The 14,546-nt window shown below is 64.9% G+C and carries 15 protein-coding genes; 5 read left to right on the forward strand and 10 right to left on the reverse strand.

The annotated features are described in order from the left end of the window. Positions 1-3: 3 nt before the first annotated feature. Positions 4-945, reverse strand: coding sequence for an alpha/beta fold hydrolase (locus tag BFL43_RS12115; RefSeq protein WP_084892797.1), 942 nt, complete (start codon positions 943-945; stop codon positions 4-6). After that, a complete protein-coding gene (locus BFL43_RS12120) occupies positions 912-1,931 on the reverse strand; it encodes a lipase family protein (RefSeq protein WP_240498216.1) in 1,020 nt (339 codons plus the stop codon). Before BFL43_RS12120 ends, BFL43_RS12115 begins: the two co-directional genes overlap by 34 nt. 91 nt (positions 1,932-2,022) lie before the next feature. Here BFL43_RS12120 and BFL43_RS12125 point away from each other — a divergent pair, with 91 nt between their 5' ends. The 3 genes from BFL43_RS12125 (at position 2,023) to BFL43_RS12135 (ending at position 5,195) form a co-directional block, all read left to right on the forward strand. Continuing rightward, a complete protein-coding gene (locus tag BFL43_RS12125) occupies positions 2,023-3,309 on the forward strand; it encodes a PQQ-binding-like beta-propeller repeat protein (RefSeq protein WP_084892799.1) in 1,287 nt (428 codons plus the stop codon). A 111-nt stretch (positions 3,310-3,420) separates the two neighbouring features. Continuing rightward, a complete protein-coding gene (locus BFL43_RS12130; RefSeq protein ID WP_240498218.1) occupies positions 3,421-3,918 on the forward strand; it encodes a sigma-70 family RNA polymerase sigma factor in 498 nt (165 codons plus the stop codon). Further along, the gene (locus tag BFL43_RS12135; protein WP_084892801.1) at positions 3,915-5,195 is read left to right on the forward strand and encodes a VOC family protein; all 1,281 of its coding nucleotides are present in this window, start codon (positions 3,915-3,917) and stop codon (positions 5,193-5,195) included. Before BFL43_RS12130 ends, BFL43_RS12135 begins: the two co-directional genes overlap by 4 nt. Before the next feature lie 73 nt (positions 5,196-5,268). On the opposite strand, the gene BFL43_RS12140 is transcribed toward BFL43_RS12135, so the two are convergent. The 5 genes from BFL43_RS12140 to BFL43_RS12160 all read right to left on the reverse strand — a co-directional run bounded on the left by BFL43_RS12140 (position 5,269) and on the right by BFL43_RS12160 (position 8,889). Continuing rightward, positions 5,269-6,540, reverse strand: coding sequence for a M18 family aminopeptidase (locus BFL43_RS12140; protein WP_084892802.1), 1,272 nt, complete (start codon positions 6,538-6,540; stop codon positions 5,269-5,271). 7 nt (positions 6,541-6,547) lie between these two features. Beyond that, complete coding sequence (purQ, locus tag BFL43_RS12145; RefSeq protein ID WP_084892803.1) at positions 6,548-7,231, reverse strand: phosphoribosylformylglycinamidine synthase subunit PurQ; 684 nt, start codon at positions 7,229-7,231, stop codon at positions 6,548-6,550. Then, positions 7,228-7,476, reverse strand: coding sequence for a phosphoribosylformylglycinamidine synthase subunit PurS (gene purS / locus BFL43_RS12150; protein WP_084834577.1), 249 nt, complete (start codon positions 7,474-7,476; stop codon positions 7,228-7,230). Before purS ends, purQ begins: the two co-directional genes overlap by 4 nt. 96 nt (positions 7,477-7,572) lie before the next feature. Continuing rightward, complete coding sequence (locus BFL43_RS12155; RefSeq protein WP_084892804.1) at positions 7,573-8,292, reverse strand: DUF2334 domain-containing protein; 720 nt, start codon at positions 8,290-8,292, stop codon at positions 7,573-7,575. Positions 8,293-8,403: 111 nt separating this feature from the next. Next, positions 8,404-8,889 (reverse strand): glutathione peroxidase, encoded by a 486-nt coding sequence (locus tag BFL43_RS12160; RefSeq protein WP_084892805.1) that lies wholly within the window; start codon positions 8,887-8,889, stop codon positions 8,404-8,406. A gap of 100 nt (positions 8,890-8,989) precedes the next feature. On the opposite strand from BFL43_RS12160, the gene BFL43_RS12165 reads away from it, so the two are divergent. Both BFL43_RS12165 and BFL43_RS12170 read left to right on the forward strand, forming a co-directional pair. Then, entirely contained in the window at positions 8,990-9,505 is a 516-nt protein-coding gene (locus BFL43_RS12165) for a MarR family transcriptional regulator (protein WP_240498217.1), read from the forward strand. Between the two features lie 32 nt (positions 9,506-9,537). Then, positions 9,538-10,998 (forward strand): DHA2 family efflux MFS transporter permease subunit, encoded by a 1,461-nt coding sequence (locus BFL43_RS12170; protein ID WP_084892806.1) that lies wholly within the window; start codon positions 9,538-9,540, stop codon positions 10,996-10,998. Between the two features lie 72 nt (positions 10,999-11,070). Here the strand turns inward: BFL43_RS12170 and BFL43_RS12175 are convergent, their stop codons facing one another. Genes BFL43_RS12175 through BFL43_RS12185 form a run of 3 tightly spaced genes read right to left on the reverse strand, consistent with a single transcriptional unit; the run spans position 11,071 to position 14,505 of the window. Further along, the gene (locus BFL43_RS12175; protein WP_084892807.1) at positions 11,071-13,185 is read right to left on the reverse strand and encodes a S9 family peptidase; all 2,115 of its coding nucleotides are present in this window, start codon (positions 13,183-13,185) and stop codon (positions 11,071-11,073) included. After that, positions 13,182-14,075, reverse strand: coding sequence for a phosphoribosylaminoimidazolesuccinocarboxamide synthase (locus BFL43_RS12180; RefSeq protein WP_084892808.1), 894 nt, complete (start codon positions 14,073-14,075; stop codon positions 13,182-13,184). The genes BFL43_RS12175 and BFL43_RS12180 overlap by 4 nt, the downstream gene beginning before the upstream one ends. Before the next feature lie 43 nt (positions 14,076-14,118). Next, positions 14,119-14,505 (reverse strand): DUF1304 domain-containing protein, encoded by a 387-nt coding sequence (locus tag BFL43_RS12185; RefSeq protein WP_084892809.1) that lies wholly within the window; start codon positions 14,503-14,505, stop codon positions 14,119-14,121. Positions 14,506-14,546: the final 41 nt, after the last annotated feature.

The raw sequence follows: 14,546 nt of genomic DNA on the forward strand, positions 1-14,546 counted from the left end.
CCGCTACAGCCCGAGCCCAGGAGCCACCGGTACGCACGGCACCGGCGGCGCGGATGCCGGATCGAGCGCGCCCAGCACGACGGCCACCGTTCGCGGCGAGGACACGATCGACAGATGATCGGACCGGTCTGCCGCGCAGGTGTCCTGCAGCACGATGTTGGTCGTGCCCGGGCCGGGCACGAAACCGTCGGTCCACGGCTCCACGATGCCGTCGTACCTCGTCATCACGTTGGTGTAGGCAATGCCCGGAACATACGGCGAACCACCGGAATTGATCTTCTGCATGAACGGACTGCCGTAGTTCTCCTGCCCGCATTCCGGACACGGCAACACCTGATCCGGGTCGAATCCGACGGCCTTGGCCATCGCCTCCAGCTGCAGGTACGCGGCCTGGTCCTGGCCCTTCCAATAGGGGGCCAGGGAGATGTAGCGATCGACGTACTGCGCTCCGCCGAGGTATTTGAGGTAGTAGGTCGGCATCAGGGTGCCCTCCGAATGGCCGATCAGGTCGACCTGCGCGGCTCCTGTCTGCCGGCGCACCCGCGCGATGAGCGAGCCGAGCTGGTCCGCGCTGTCCTCCATCCGGGTCAAGCCGCCGAAACCGCTGACCGGCCAATTGGTTCCGGGCAGCGTGCCATAGGTCAGCGCGAACACGCAGTACCCCTCGTTTCGCAACGCCGGAATCATCGTCGCCCAGTTGGTCTGGCGATTTCCGCCGGTGCCGTGCACCAGCACAACAGGATTCGGGTGTTCCGCGGAAGGACGGCACGAGAAGTCGTTGGACCCCGGATACGAACCACCGGGGTTCGCCACCTCAGCTCGGGCACCGTCGAAGAAGTCATGGCTCACCGGTTGCGCACCTGCGACGGCCGGCAGCGCGGTCAGCGTCAGCAGCGCGAGCGCCGACCAGGTCAGGAGCCGAAGAACGGCGGAACGAACATACATGGGACATCCCTCGGATCTGTTCGGTCATCGAGCGCGTTCAGCACGTACAGCGCGGCCCGCTGCGATCCGCAGATGGCCAGGTGATCACTGTAATCATGTGAACAATTCTCCTGCACAACAATGTTGGTAACGGTGACGTCGGGGCCGCCGGGCAGTTGCCCGCTGGTGTACGGCACCACGAACTCGTCGTACCGGGTGGAGATGTTGATGTACTCGATGCCGGGAACATACGGACCCCCGTCGGCATGCATCTCGGCGATGAACTCCGATCCCGACATCATCTGGGCGGCCGAGTAGCACGGCAGGATGCGGGTGGGGTCGAGGCCGAGCGGCAGATTGATGCGGTGCATCACCCCGGCAAACGCCGAGGTGCCCTGCCACATCGGCGCCAACGAGACATACTTGCGGATCAGGTCCGCGCCACCGAGATACTTCGCCCAGTAGTTCGGCATCAAGGTCCCCTGCGAGTGCCCCACCACATCGACCTGGGCGGCGCCGGTCGCCTCGAGCACCCGCTCCACGAACACGCCGAACTCTTTGGCACTGTCCTCGATCTTGGCCATCCCACCGATGGCCGACAACGGCCACGGCACCCCGGCGATCGCACCGTAGGTCAATGAGAACACCGAGAAGCCCTCGTTGCTGAGCAGCGGCACATAGGTGCCCCAATTGGTCTGGGCGCCACCACCGGTGCCGTGTACCAGGACCACAGGATGTGGATGGTCGGCCGACGGCGCACGATGCCACTCATTCGCACCGGGGAGGTCTCCGCCGGGGTTGCGGAGTTCGAACGGTATGCCGGAGAAAAAGTTGTACGCCACCTTGCGCCGGTCGTGCTCGGTGAGCGCGGGAGCGGGGTTCGCGACGCCGGGATCGACCCGAAGGGCACGCGGGCCCAGCTTGGCACGCGCGCCCAGCATGCCTCCCACCCGAAGCGGGACAGTCATGGCGTCTCCGAGCAGACGCCCCACAACATTGTTTGACACATGGTCAGACTAAACGGTCGTCCAGTTCGCCTCGAACGTCCGATCTGACCGACCATGGCGGCCGAGTTCGGGGCGTGTCCCCCGTGGTTGGATGGACGACATGCTCAAAGGCCGGTCCGCACCCGGGATAGGGATCGTTGTACTGACCCTCTCGATCGCGATGGTGATCAGTGTCGGACTCATTCTCTCGATGGGAACCTCCGCGACGACATCCGGCGACTTCGCGAACGGCCAACTCCGCTCCTATCAGGGCGAGCCCACCGAACAGTGGAGTCTGGACCTCACCGACATGCGCACGTACGGCGAAGGCGCGACTCCCGTCGTCGCCGGAACCCTCGGCGACATCTGGTTGATCGCGTATCCATCCGGTCTCGGTACGACGTATCTCGCGATCGATCGCCGCAACGGCGAACGCCTATGGGATGTGCCCATCGACGCCGGGCTGGGCTCGTGCTCGATCAACGGGCAGGGCGAGCTGGGGTGCGCGCTGAGCCTCACCGATCAGCCCGATGGTTTCTATCTCGCCGATCTCACCTCCGGTGAACTCCGCGAGCGATCCGACATCAAGAACACCAGGGCGGTCACGGGATTCGGTCCGGACTTCTTGCGGGTGAACGATTCGGGCTACCAGGTCAGCCGCAACGCCCCGGACGGACGCCAGATCTGGGCTCGGACGTTCGCCGCCGCGGCGAAGGTCGAGGTCCGGGACGATGTCGTCGCCATCAGCGCCTCCGACGGTTCCAAGCACATCGTCGACCCCGCGACAGGTGTCGACCGGATCGGGTGCGACTCGTGCGACATGGAGATCTACCCCTCTGGCGTCGCGCTGCAGTTCACGGGCACCGACGAACAGCGCGTCGAGTTCTACCGCACCGACGGCACCCGCACCTCGGTCAACGACAAACAGCAGCTGGTCTCAGGCACCTCGGTGCTCCCGGTGACCACCGGAACCGGGCCTGCTCAGGTCATGCAGACGCAGGGCACCTACGCGGTCTTCGATCCCTCCGACGCGCAGCGGCTCTGGCAGATCACCGATCCCGAACTGTCAAAGGTCAACACCCGCCCGTGCGGGTCGGTGGTGATCTTCGCCCTCAAGGACGCCACCCGGACGGCCTTCGACCTGCGTTCCGGTGAACAGCTCGGCAAGTTCGCCCGCCCCAATCTGATGAATCCGGCGGCCAACGTCGACTACCTGTCGTGCGTCGGGCAGGGCGGCGACATCGCCGTTTTCGGCAACGGCGGCGAACTCACCGCGTTCGATGTTCGCGACGGCTCCATTGCCTGGCAGCGGTCGATCGTCGGTGGTCAGGCCGAGGTCGTGGACGGATATCTGGTGCTCGAAGAGGGCAGCACGCTCACTATGCTGGCCCCGTCGTAAAACCATTTCCGAATTGGGCGTCGGAAAATGCCCGGCTCCGACGACGATAGGTATGTGAGCGGCACAGCAGGAAACTTCTCAGGAGGCACGTCGCCGCCTGGTGGCCGGGCGTTGTTGGCGATCTACGACGATGCGCTGCCTGCGGTGTACGGCTACCTGATCCGCCGGACCAGGGACAAGGGCGTCGCCGAAGACCTCACATCGGAGACGTTCCTGGCCGCGATGGACCACGCCCGGGGCGATGACCCGCACGATCCGTCGATCCCCTGGCTCATCGGAATCGCGCGGCACAAACTGGCCGACCACTGGCGGCGCATGCAGCGCACCCCGATACCGGTCGAAGAGGTACCGGACGGCCCAGCCGACGATCAGTGGGACGTACATCTCAATCGCATGCTCGCCGAGTACACGCTACTTCGGTTGTCCGACACCCACCGGGCAGTCCTGACCCTGCGCTACGTCGATGATTGCACCGTCGCCCAGTGCGCCGAACTGCTCGACCGCACCGTCACCGCGACCGAGGCACTGCTCACGAGGGCAAAGCGGGCCTTCCGTGCGTCCTATCCCTCCGATCCAGCCACGTCCGCAGCGAAGGGAGGCCGGCGATGAACGCGCACAACGACTTCGATCCGTTCACGGCGCTGACCATCGGGGACGTCCCGGTGGCCCCCGACGCCGACTTCGCGCGCCGACTGCGCACCCGCCTCGAACGCGGCCTCGACCTACCCGAAGGAGTCACCATGACCACCGATGCACTACCCGAAACCTCCGCTGCTGCAACCTCGGTGGTGGTCGAGCGCCCCGGCGCTCTGCCATACCTCACCGTCGCGGATCCAGCCGCCGCGATCGACTGGTACGTGGCCAACCTCGGAGCCGACCTGCGCGGCGAACCCATTCTCATGGACGACGGCAGCATTGGGCACGCCGAGCTGCTCATCGGCGGCGGCGTGATCTACCTGGCGGGCGAGTTCGCCGAATTGGGACTCAAAGGACCAGCACCACAGTCTGTCTCGGTATCGCTGATGCTCCCCGTTCCCGATACCGACTCCGCACTGCGCGCCGCTCGCGACGGCGGTGCCGAGGTCCAGCGCGAACCGTACGACGCCCACGACACCCGCACCGGCGTCATAATCGACCCCTTCGGTCACCGGTGGATGCTGACCGGACCGGTCGCTGCGTCGACGGGTTCGCCCGAACAGATCCGCCGCGGCGACCTCGGATACTGCTCGCTGTGGACCGCAGACGTGGATCGGGCCGCGGCCTTCTACGGGTCGGTGCTCGGTTGGCAGTTCGACGCTGCCACCGGGCAGGTCACCAACCTCTCCCAACGGCTCGGGATCTACGGGGTCCAGAGCGACCAGGGAATGCTGTGCGCCTACGCCGTCGACGACATCGACCAGGCTCGTGCCGACATCATTGCGGCCGGCGGAGCACCGAATGAGCTGCAGCAGTTCCCTTTCGGGGATCTATTGGACGCCGTCGACAATCAGGGAGTCTCCTTCGCGGTGTACCGGCCCACAGGTGACGATCCTCGTCCCTCTCTCAATGCCACGGGCCACGGCGAGCTCACCTACATGACGCACTACACCCCTGACAGCGGACTGCTGCGGGAGTTCTACGGCAGCGTTCTGGGATGGACCTTCAGCGGTGGGAGGATGGACGACGGCTGGGAGGTCGAGAACAACCATCCGATGACCGGTATAGCCGGTGGCCAGGAAAGCTCTGCCGCGGTACCGATGTGGGTCGTCGACGACATCGAGGTAGCGGTGCAGCGGGTCCGGGACGGCGGTGGCACGGTGATCAACGGACCCGAACAGCAGTCCTACGCCATCTCCGCCGAATGCCTCGACGACCAAGGTGCCCACTTCTACCTCGGCCAGTATTAGCAACCCCGATGATGGGGCCTTTTGGCGAGCATTTCCCCAGGTGGGGACCGCCAAAAGGCCCCATCATCGGCGGTTACGGGGTGAGGAATGCGGCGAGGGCTGCTGCGTACATGCCGACGTCATGGCTTCCCATAAGCTCGCGAGCACTGTGCATCGCGAGTTGTGGGGCCCCGACATCGACCGTGCTCAGTCCGGTGCGGGTCGCGGTGATGGGTCCGATGGTGGAACCACACGGCAGATCCGCCCGATGGACGTAGCGCTGCAACGGAACTCCGGCTTTGTCAGCGGCGTCCGCGAACAACGCCTCCCCCACGGCGTCACTGGCGTAACGCAGATTCTGGTTCACCTTGAGCACCGGGCCACCGTTGATCGCGATCTGGTGCGCGGGTTCGTGCCGCTCTGGGTAGTTCGGATGCGTCGCGTGGGCCATGTCTCCCGACGCACACGCACTCATGGACATCGACCGGAAGTAGTCTTCGCGACTTCCACCCGCTGCCAACACGATTCGTTCGAGCACCGTAGCGAGTAGATCTGAGGCGGCGCCGCGATCCGAACCGCTGCCCACCTCTTCGTGGTCGAACAGCGCCAGTACGGGGATCGCCGGTCCGAGTCCTGCCTCGACCGCGTCGAGGAGCGCCCGGGTGCCCGCGTAGCACGTACCCTGGTTGTCGAGTCGTGGCGCGCTGATCAGGTCACCTTCGACTCCGACGACGCGACTCGGCGCCAGGTCGTGGGTCATCAGTTCCCAGCCGAGCACCTGGTCCACCGAGACATCTGCCTGCGCAGCAATCCATTCCAGGAACTTCGGGCCCTTGTCACCGACACCCCAGATGGCGTTGACATGCCGCTGCGGATCGAGTGAGACCCCACCGCGATCTTCGGACAGATGGATCGCGAGCTGGGGCACCCGCAGAACCGGCTCGTCGATGCGAATCAGCTCCTGACGCAGTCCATCCGGCTCGCGGATGGCGATCCGTCCGGAGATGCCCAGGTCGCGGTCGAGCCATGAATTGAGCCACGCGCCGCCGTACTTCTCGAGCCCGACCATCGACAGTCCCGCCGAGCGCAGTTCAGGATGCTGCTTGACCCGCAGATTGGGGCTGTCGGTGTGACCGCCGATGATGCGGAAACTCCGGCCGTGCCCGCTGCTGTCCCAGGCGACGATGGACCCGCCGCGGATCACATAGTGCCGGCCCGGGGTCGACGGCCACTGGTGGCCTTCACTCAGCTCACGAAAACCCGCCGCCTCCAAAAGCTTCGCGACGCTCTCGCACACATGGAAAGGCGACGGCGACGCGTCGACGAAGGAGCAGAGCCCGGCTGCGGTGGCCGTGGTGGTCAACATGAAGTACTCAGGCCGAGGCCAGTACCGCGTCGAGCGCCGAGTAGAACAGGCCGAGTCCGTCGTCGCTCGGGCCGGTCAATGCTTCGGTCGCGTGTTCGGGATGCGGCATCAGGCCGACGACTTTGCCGTTGGCGCTGGAGATTCCGGCGATCGAACGCATCGATCCGTTCGGGTTGTCGCCCGCGTAGCGGAACACCACCCGACCTTCACCCTCGAGCTCGTCGAGAACGTCTTCAGAGGCGACGAACCGACCTTCGCCTGACTTCAGGGGGATGAGAATCTCGGCACCGGGCTCGAAGCGACTGCTCCACGCCGAGGTGGTCGAGTCGACCCGCAGCCACTGATCACGGCACAGGAAGTGCAGACCCTCGTTCCGGGTGAGCGCACCGGGGAGCAAACCTGCCTCGCAGAGCACCTGAAAGCCGTTGCAGATACCGAGGATCGGCATCCCCTTCCCCGCGGCTTCGACGAGGGCACCCATCACGGGCGCAAAACGGGCGATGGCGCCGGCCCTGAGGTAATCACCATAAGAGAACCCACCGGGCACCACCACGGCGTCGACCCCTTGGAGGTCGCCATCGCCGTGCCAGAGTTCTACCGCCTGGGCCCCGGCGAGCCGGACGGCCCGCGAGGCATCGACATCGTCGAGCGTGCCGGGAAAGGTGATGACACCGATACGGGCCTTGCTCACGATGCGGGGCTCTCGACGCGGGTGACCGAGTACTCCTCGATGACGGTGTTCGCGAGAAGCTCGGCCGCGATGCGGTCGAGGGCCTCATCGCTCACCGAGTCATCGACTTCGAGTTCGAAGCGCTTGCCCTGACGTACGTCGGCGATGCCTCCGAATCCCAGCCGGCCCAGCGCACCACTGATGGCCTGCCCCTGCGGATCCAGGATCTCTGCTTTGGGCATGACGTCCACTACCACTCGAGCCACTTCGGCGCTCCTCATTCAGCTGGGGTTTGCAGCCGTCACTCTACCGGCAAACTCCGGGTGGCCCGTTCGCGACCGGCGCCGGCCGCTGGAGAGCCCTCAGGCGGCTCTGCGCAGCGACATCGACGCCGGACCCCGTTGGGTCAGCGCCCGATAGGTCAGCGGCTCCGCGCCGTGGAGCAGGGCCAGATCGATGCAGTCGAGAACTGCCTTACCGGCGACCGACCCATCGAGGTGCTTCGCTGCCACCGACAGTCGCACCACCCCACCGCGGCGGGCGATGCGGACAGTGTTCGCGACCAACAGACGACACCACCACGGCTCGGCCGGGAACCCATCGCCCACGCCGACAACCCGTGCCCGGCTCTGGGTGCCGTTGACCACGTTGTCGATGCTCGTCGACCCCAGGTTCGTCCGGAACCCGCGGGTCGGCATCGCCGCCCGTGCGCCGGGGGACGCATTCCATCGGGGAGCAGCGAAGATACGGGTTCGCAGACCACTGTGTTCGAGAACGCGATCGGCTGCAAGCAGCCGGAGCCCGGCCTCGTGCGCACCGAGTTCGGCGAACTCCGCGCGGCGTTTGCGGCTCGGGACCTGGTTGTAGCCGTGCAGGACGATGGCGTCGTCGCCTGCCCGTCGCTCGCGCAGCCAGTCACACGTCCGGTCGTCCTCGGCCAGGCGGTAGCCGCCCTTGAGCCGTGGCGCGACCAGATAGGACAGCGGCACCGAACGCTCCGACAGTCGGGTTGCGAAGGCCTGCACCTGGGGAAGCGTTTCTGCGCGGATCCCTGACACCGATACGACCAGTTGACCTGCCATGGCGCCCAGTATTGCGACGTCAGGTGGTCATTCGGTTGCGTCCGAGTGGACAACACCCGAAATCACGCGGTCGATCGCCCACGGACCCCGGCCCCCTGCGCGCCGGCTGCTCTAGCCCAGCACCTTCTCGATGGCACCGACGACCTCGGCCGAATCCGGTTCCGTGCGCGGGCGGAACCGGCCCACCACGGCGCCGTCCGCGTCGAGCAGGAACTTCTCGAAGTTCCACTGGATATCCCCCGCTGCCCCCTCGGCGTCCTCCGCCTGGGTCAGCTCGGCGTAGAGCGGGTGGCGATCGGCGCCGTTGACGTCGGTCTTCTCCAGCAGCGGGAAGGTGACGCCGTACGTGGCGGAGCAGAACGTCTCGATCTCCTCGGCGGTGCCGGGCTCCTGACCCATGAACTGGTTGCAGGGCACGCCCACAACGGTCAGCCCACGGTCGCGGTAGTCCTTGGCAAGCTTTTCGAGACCGGCATATTGCGGGGTCAAGCCACACTTGCTGGCGACGTTGACCACCAGCACGGGTCCGGTGAACGCAGCGAGGCTCGTCGATTCTCCCGAGAGGGTGCGGAGCGGGATGTTCTTGGTTTCGGTCATCTCCTCAGGCTACTGAGATCGCGCCGACCATCCCGTGATGTAACGGAAAACACATTACTTGCGGTGTCATCAATAGTTGCGTTGACGTTACTGTTGCCAAGTGTCATCAGATGTCGAGGTCGAGCAGACCTACCAAACCGTTCACGAGTTCCTGCTGAGGCTCTCGTGCGCCATCGATGTCGACGCCATGGACGACATCATCGACACCGAACTCGGCTTCACCCACTTCAAGGCGCTGCTGATTCTCAGCAGGCACGGACGGGCGTTGTCGGTCAACGAACTGGCCGACGAACTCCACCTGTCGCTCGCTGCGGCCGGGCGCGCCGTCGACAAATTGGTTCATCTGGACCTGGTGTTGCGACGCGAAGACAGCCACGACCGCCGGATCAAGCGGGTTTCGCTCGCCGAGGCCGGCATCAAAGCAGTTGCGGTCAGCGTCAACCGGCGGGAAGATCTGATCCGCGAAGTGATCGCAAAACTGCCCGGAGACCTTCGGACAAACCTGCGCGACGCACTCCTGCCGATTCTGGCCGGCGACTACCTGAGCACATCGACGTGTTCTGAAGGCGCTTTGTTCACACAAGAACTCGAGTCGGCCTTGCCGGCTGCACAATAGACGCTCTCTAAACGATTTCAGAAAGTAGCTTGATGACTTCTCCCGAAACCACGAAGGACGCGAGCGACAAGCTCGATCCCGCCGTGATCAAGATCGCCATCGTCGTCGTACTCGGCGCGATCATGGCGATCCTCGACACCACTGTGGTGTCCGTGGCGCAGAACACCTTCCAGGCCGACTTCGACACCGACCAGGCAGGTGCCGCCTGGACGATCACCGGCTACACCCTGGCGCTCGCCGCCGTCATCCCGCTCTCCAGCTGGGCCGCAGCACGTTTCGGCACCAAGAACGTCTACCTGACCTCTCTGGTGCTGTTCGTACTGGGTTCCGTACTGTGTGCACTCGCCTGGGACATAACCTCTTTGACCGTCTTCCGCGTGTTGCAGGGTCTCGGTGGCGGCATGCTCATGCCCGTCGGCATGATGATCCTGACCAAGGCGGCAGGCCCGACCAAGATCGGTTCGGTCATGGCGGTACTCGGTATCCCCATGCTGCTCGGCCCGATCATGGGTCCGATCATCGGCGGCGCCCTCATCGAATACGTGAGCTGGCACTGGATCTTCCTGATCAACGTACCGATCGGTGTCGCGGCCTTCATCTACGCAATCATCATCCTGCCCGGTGAAAACGAATCAGCCCGGCCGAAATTCGACTTCATCGGCCTCCTCTTGCTGTCACCGGGCCTGGCGCTGTTCCTCTACGGCATCACGCTGAGCACCGAACACGGAAGCTTCACCGACTATTCGGTCCTCATCACGGCCGGAATCGGACTCCTGTTGATGATCGGCTTCGTGTTCCACGCGCTGCGCACCACGAACCCGCTGCTCGACCTTCGGCTGTTCCGCAACAGCAAGCTCTCCATGGCGGTGATCACCATGGGGCTGTTCATGATCGCCTTCCTCGGTGCGGCCCTGCTGTTCCCGCAGTACTACATCGGCGTCCGCGGTGAGACGACCCTCATGACAGGCCTGCTGCTGGCCCCCCAGGGCATCGGCGCCATGTTGACGATGCCGATGTCGGGCAAGCTCACCGACCGTCAGGGCCCCGGAAAGATCGTGATGGCCGGGATCGTGCTCATCACCATCGGTCTCAGCGCGTTCATCTTCCTCGGGCCGGATACCTCGTTCTGGTTGCTCAGCGCCGCGCTGTTCGTCCAGGGTCTCGGTATGGGCATGACCATGATGCCGATCATGTCTGCCGCCTTGGCCACTCTGTCCGACAAGCAGGTCCCCGATGGCTCGACCCTGATGAACGTCGTCCAGCAGGCAGCCGGCTCCGTCGGTACCGCCATCATCTCGGTGATCCTCGTGAACAACCTGCGGGGAGCCGAGGACCTCGGAGCGATGGCCGACGGTTTCGGCAAGACGTTCATCGTGACCACGGTGCTCATCGCGCTCTGCATCATCCCGGCGTTCTTCCTGCCGCGTAAGGCGGCTACCCGTAGCACCACCGACGCAGATGGCAAACCCGTCGCACCGGTGATGATGCACTAGTCGCACAGCCAGACACACGAGCAACGCCCGTCCGGAAGATCCGGACGGGCGTTGTCGTTTCGAGCGCTTCCCTCAGATCGCGCCGGTCTGCCGCAAGACCCAGGCGTACTCGAAAGCGACTTCCTCCCACTGCTTGTAACGACCGCTGACCCCGCCGTGGCCGGCCTTCATCTCGGTCTTCAGCAGGATGGGCGCGTCACCGGTGGTGTTGTCCTGCAATCGAGCCACCCACTTCGCGGCCTCGGTGTACATGACGCGGGTGTCGTTGAGCGAGGTGATGGCCAAGATCTCCGGGTACGCCTTCGCCTCGACGTTCTCGTACGGTGAGTACGAGCGCATGTAGTCGTAGACCTCTTTGTCGGCCAGCGGATTACCCCACTCGTCCCACTCGATGACGGTCAGCGGCAACGAGGGATCGAGGATCGAGGTCAGCGGGTCCACGAACGGCACCACGGCCAGGATTCCGTTGAACAACTCCGGTGCAAGGTTCGCGACCGCGCCGATCAGCAGTCCACCCGCACTGCCACCCTCGCCCACCAGGTGCTCCGGATCGGTGACCCCCGTATCGATCAGATGCCTAGCCGCCGAGACGAAGTCGGTGAAGGTGTTCTTCTTCGTCAACGTCTTGCCGGTGTCGTACCAGTGCCTGCCCATCTCACCGCCACCGCGGATGTGGGCGATCACGAACACGACACCCCGATCGAGGAGCGACAATCGGGAGATCGAGAACCCGGGATCGTTGCTCGACTCATAGGAGCCGTAGCCGTAGAGCAGAGTCGGCGCCGGGCCCGCGGACTCCCCGCGCCTGCGGATCACCGACAGTGGGATCTTGGTCCCGTCGGCGGCGGTGGCCCAATCCCGATGCTGCTCATAGTTGGACGGGTCGTAGTCACCGAGCACCGTCTGACGCTTGAGCAGGATGCGCTCGTCGGTCGCGACGTCGAGGTCGAAGACCTCTGTCGGGTTGATGAAGCTGGTATAGCCGATCCGCAGGCGCGGGGCCGCCCATTCCGGATTGGCACCCAGGCCGGCGGAGTACAGCTCTTCGTCGAAGGCGACCTCCGCGAACTCGACGTCACCCTTGCCGAGCCGGGCGATCGACAGGCGCGGCAGCGCCTCGCGCCGATAGCTCAGGACGAGTTGTCCGGCGAACGCGTCGACGTCCTCGATCCGCACGGCGCTGTCGTGCGGGACCAGCACACGCGTGTCGGTCGGGTCGGCCACCGGGGCGTCGAGCAGCTCGAAGTTCTCGGCGTTCTTGTTGTGCAGGATCAGGAATCGGTCCTGGCCGTCGATGACCGCGTGTTCGACGCCGTACTCGACGCCTTCTTCACGCGGCCAGACGATCTCGAACTCACCGGTGGGGTTCGCGGCGTCGAGAACCCGGACTTCGGAGGTGATCTTCGACCCCAGAGAGATCATCAGGTACTTGTCGCTGCGGGTACCCCCGATACCGACCCAGTACTGCTCGTCGGGTTCGTGGAACACCTTGACGTCGGGGGTACCGGCGCCGAGGTCGTGGCGCCAGACGGTATCGGGACGCCACGCCTCGTCCACCGTCTGATAGAACACGTGGTTGCCGTCCAGCGACCAGAGTGCGCCTGGTGCGGTGTCGGCGATCTCGTCGGCCAGCAGCTCGCCGGTCCCGAGGTTCTTGAACCGCATGGTGTATCGCTCGTTGCCGGTCGCGTCGACGCTGTAGGCGAGCAGCGTGCCGTCTTCACTGACCGACAGCGCACCGAGACTGAAGAAGTCGGTGCCCTCGGCCTCGGCATTGGAGTCGAGCAGGATTTCCTCGCCGGGCACCTCCTGCCCCGGCTCGACCTTCGGCGGGGTCCAGTCATCCGGGTCGACGATCGGGCAGCGGGCGTGCAGCGGATACTGCTTGCCCTCTTCGGTGCGGGCGTAGTACCAGAATTGTCCACGGCGGGTGGGTACCGACATGTCGGTTTCCTGTGTGCGACTCTTGATCTCGCCGAAGATGTCATCACGCAGGCCGGCGAGGTCCGCGGTGTGCGCCGCCGTGTGGTCGTTCTGCTGTTCGAGGAAATCGATGACCTCGGGATCTTCCTTGTCCCGCAACCACTCGTAGTGATCGATCACCGTCTCACCGTGATGGGTGCGTTCGAACGGAATCTTCTTCGCGGCGGGCGGCGTGGCGCCGGGGGCCTGCGAGGTGTCTGTCACTGTTCTCCCTTCGGCCAGTCATCGAATGACAGGCCTGAAATACGTTCATACGCTTCGATATATCGATCACGGGTGCGCTGCGCGACGTCGTCGGGCAGCGGAGGGGGCGGATTGTCGGCGGCGCGATCCCAGCCCGACTCCGGACTGGTCAGCCAATTCCGGACGATCTGCTTGTCGAAGCTCGGTTGCACCAGTCCCGGACGGTAGGTGTCGATGTCCCAGTACCTCGAGCTGTCCGGGGTGAGTACCTCGTCGGCGAGGACCACCGTGCCGTCGTCGTCCAATCCGAACTCGAACTTCGTGTCGGCGAGGATGATTCCTCTACCCGCCGCGAGGTCCGAGCCGCGCGAGTAGATGTCGAGGGTCAGCTCCCGAAGTTTGGTCGCCAGCGTGTCGCCGACGGTCGCCACGACCGCCTCGAAGCTGACGTTCTCATCGTGCGATCCGAGATCGGCCTTTGTGGCCGGGGTGAAGATCGGCTCCGGAAGTCTGCTCGACTCTTCGAGTCCGGGCGGCAGTTCGATCCCACAGACCGATCCGGTCGCGACGTAGTCGAGCAGACCCGAACCGGTGAGGTAACCGCGTGCCACACACTCGACGGGCAACATGTCGAGCTTCTTGACCACCAGCGCGCGGCCCACGAGCTCGGCGGGGATCCGCGGGTCCAGCTCGTCGCCCGCAAGATGATGGGGGACCCCGAGCGCTCCGAAATAGAAGACGCTCATCGCCGTCAGCACGCGCCCCTTGTCGGGTATCGGCGTGGACAGGATGTGGTCGAACGCGGAGATCCGGTCCGACGCCACCATCAGCATCGTCGTGTCGTCGATCGAATAGAGATCACGAACCTTGCCGGCCGCGAGGTGTTCGTAGGATTCCAGGCTCGGACGCATGTATTTCAGGCTAGTCGGACCGCGCGCGGCGCCGTGATCTGCCCTACAGCGTCAACCCGATGGCCAGCGCGACGCCTCCGATGGCCGGTGGGACGAGCTGGATCAGCGCGGACCGAGATTTGCTGGGCGAGGACGTGATGAGTACGAGTCCAGCGGCCACCATCGAACCGGCCCCCGCGAACACCAGCGCTGAGCCCGCCGCGGTCTGGTCGCCCGCGATCAGCACGATCCCGGTCACCGTCACGATCGCGAGGAAGAGATTGTAGAAGCCCTGGTTGTAGGCCATCTCCTTGGTCGCCTCGGCTTGTTCCGCACTGGTGCCGAACGTCTTTCTCGTTGCTGGTGCGGTCCACTGCACCGATTCGAGGACGAAGATGTATACGTGGATGAGCGCAGCGAGGCCGGCGAAGATCAGTCCCAAGACAGTCACCGGTCGAGCTTAGTGTGACGGACGGGTTCCCAGCAGCCGGC

Source organism: Williamsia sp. 1135, from assembly GCF_002095395.1.
In the GTDB taxonomy this organism is placed as follows: Bacteria; Actinomycetota; Actinomycetes; order Mycobacteriales; family Mycobacteriaceae; genus Williamsia.

Bases quoted from the DNA above. Each gene is read 5' to 3' on its own strand.
- BFL43_RS12115 (WP_084892797.1), bottom strand. From the start codon at position 945: ATGTATGTTCGTTCCGCCGTTCTTCGGCTCCTGACCTGGTCGGCGCTC.
- BFL43_RS12135 (WP_084892801.1), top strand. From the start codon at position 3,915: ATGAACGCGCACAACGACTTCGATCCGTTCACGGCGCTGACCATCGGG.
- BFL43_RS12155 (WP_084892804.1), bottom strand. From the start codon at position 8,292: ATGGCAGGTCAACTGGTCGTATCGGTGTCAGGGATCCGCGCAGAAACG.
- BFL43_RS12160 (WP_084892805.1), bottom strand. From the start codon at position 8,889: ATGACCGAAACCAAGAACATCCCGCTCCGCACCCTCTCGGGAGAATCG.
- BFL43_RS12125 (WP_084892799.1), top strand. From the start codon at position 2,023: ATGGACGACATGCTCAAAGGCCGGTCCGCACCCGGGATAGGGATCGTT.
- BFL43_RS12180 (WP_084892808.1), bottom strand. From the start codon at position 14,075: ATGCGTCCGAGCCTGGAATCCTACGAACACCTCGCGGCCGGCAAGGTT.
- BFL43_RS12140 (WP_084892802.1), bottom strand. From the start codon at position 6,540: ATGTTGACCACCACGGCCACCGCAGCCGGGCTCTGCTCCTTCGTCGAC.
- BFL43_RS12170 (WP_084892806.1), top strand. From the start codon at position 9,538: ATGACTTCTCCCGAAACCACGAAGGACGCGAGCGACAAGCTCGATCCC.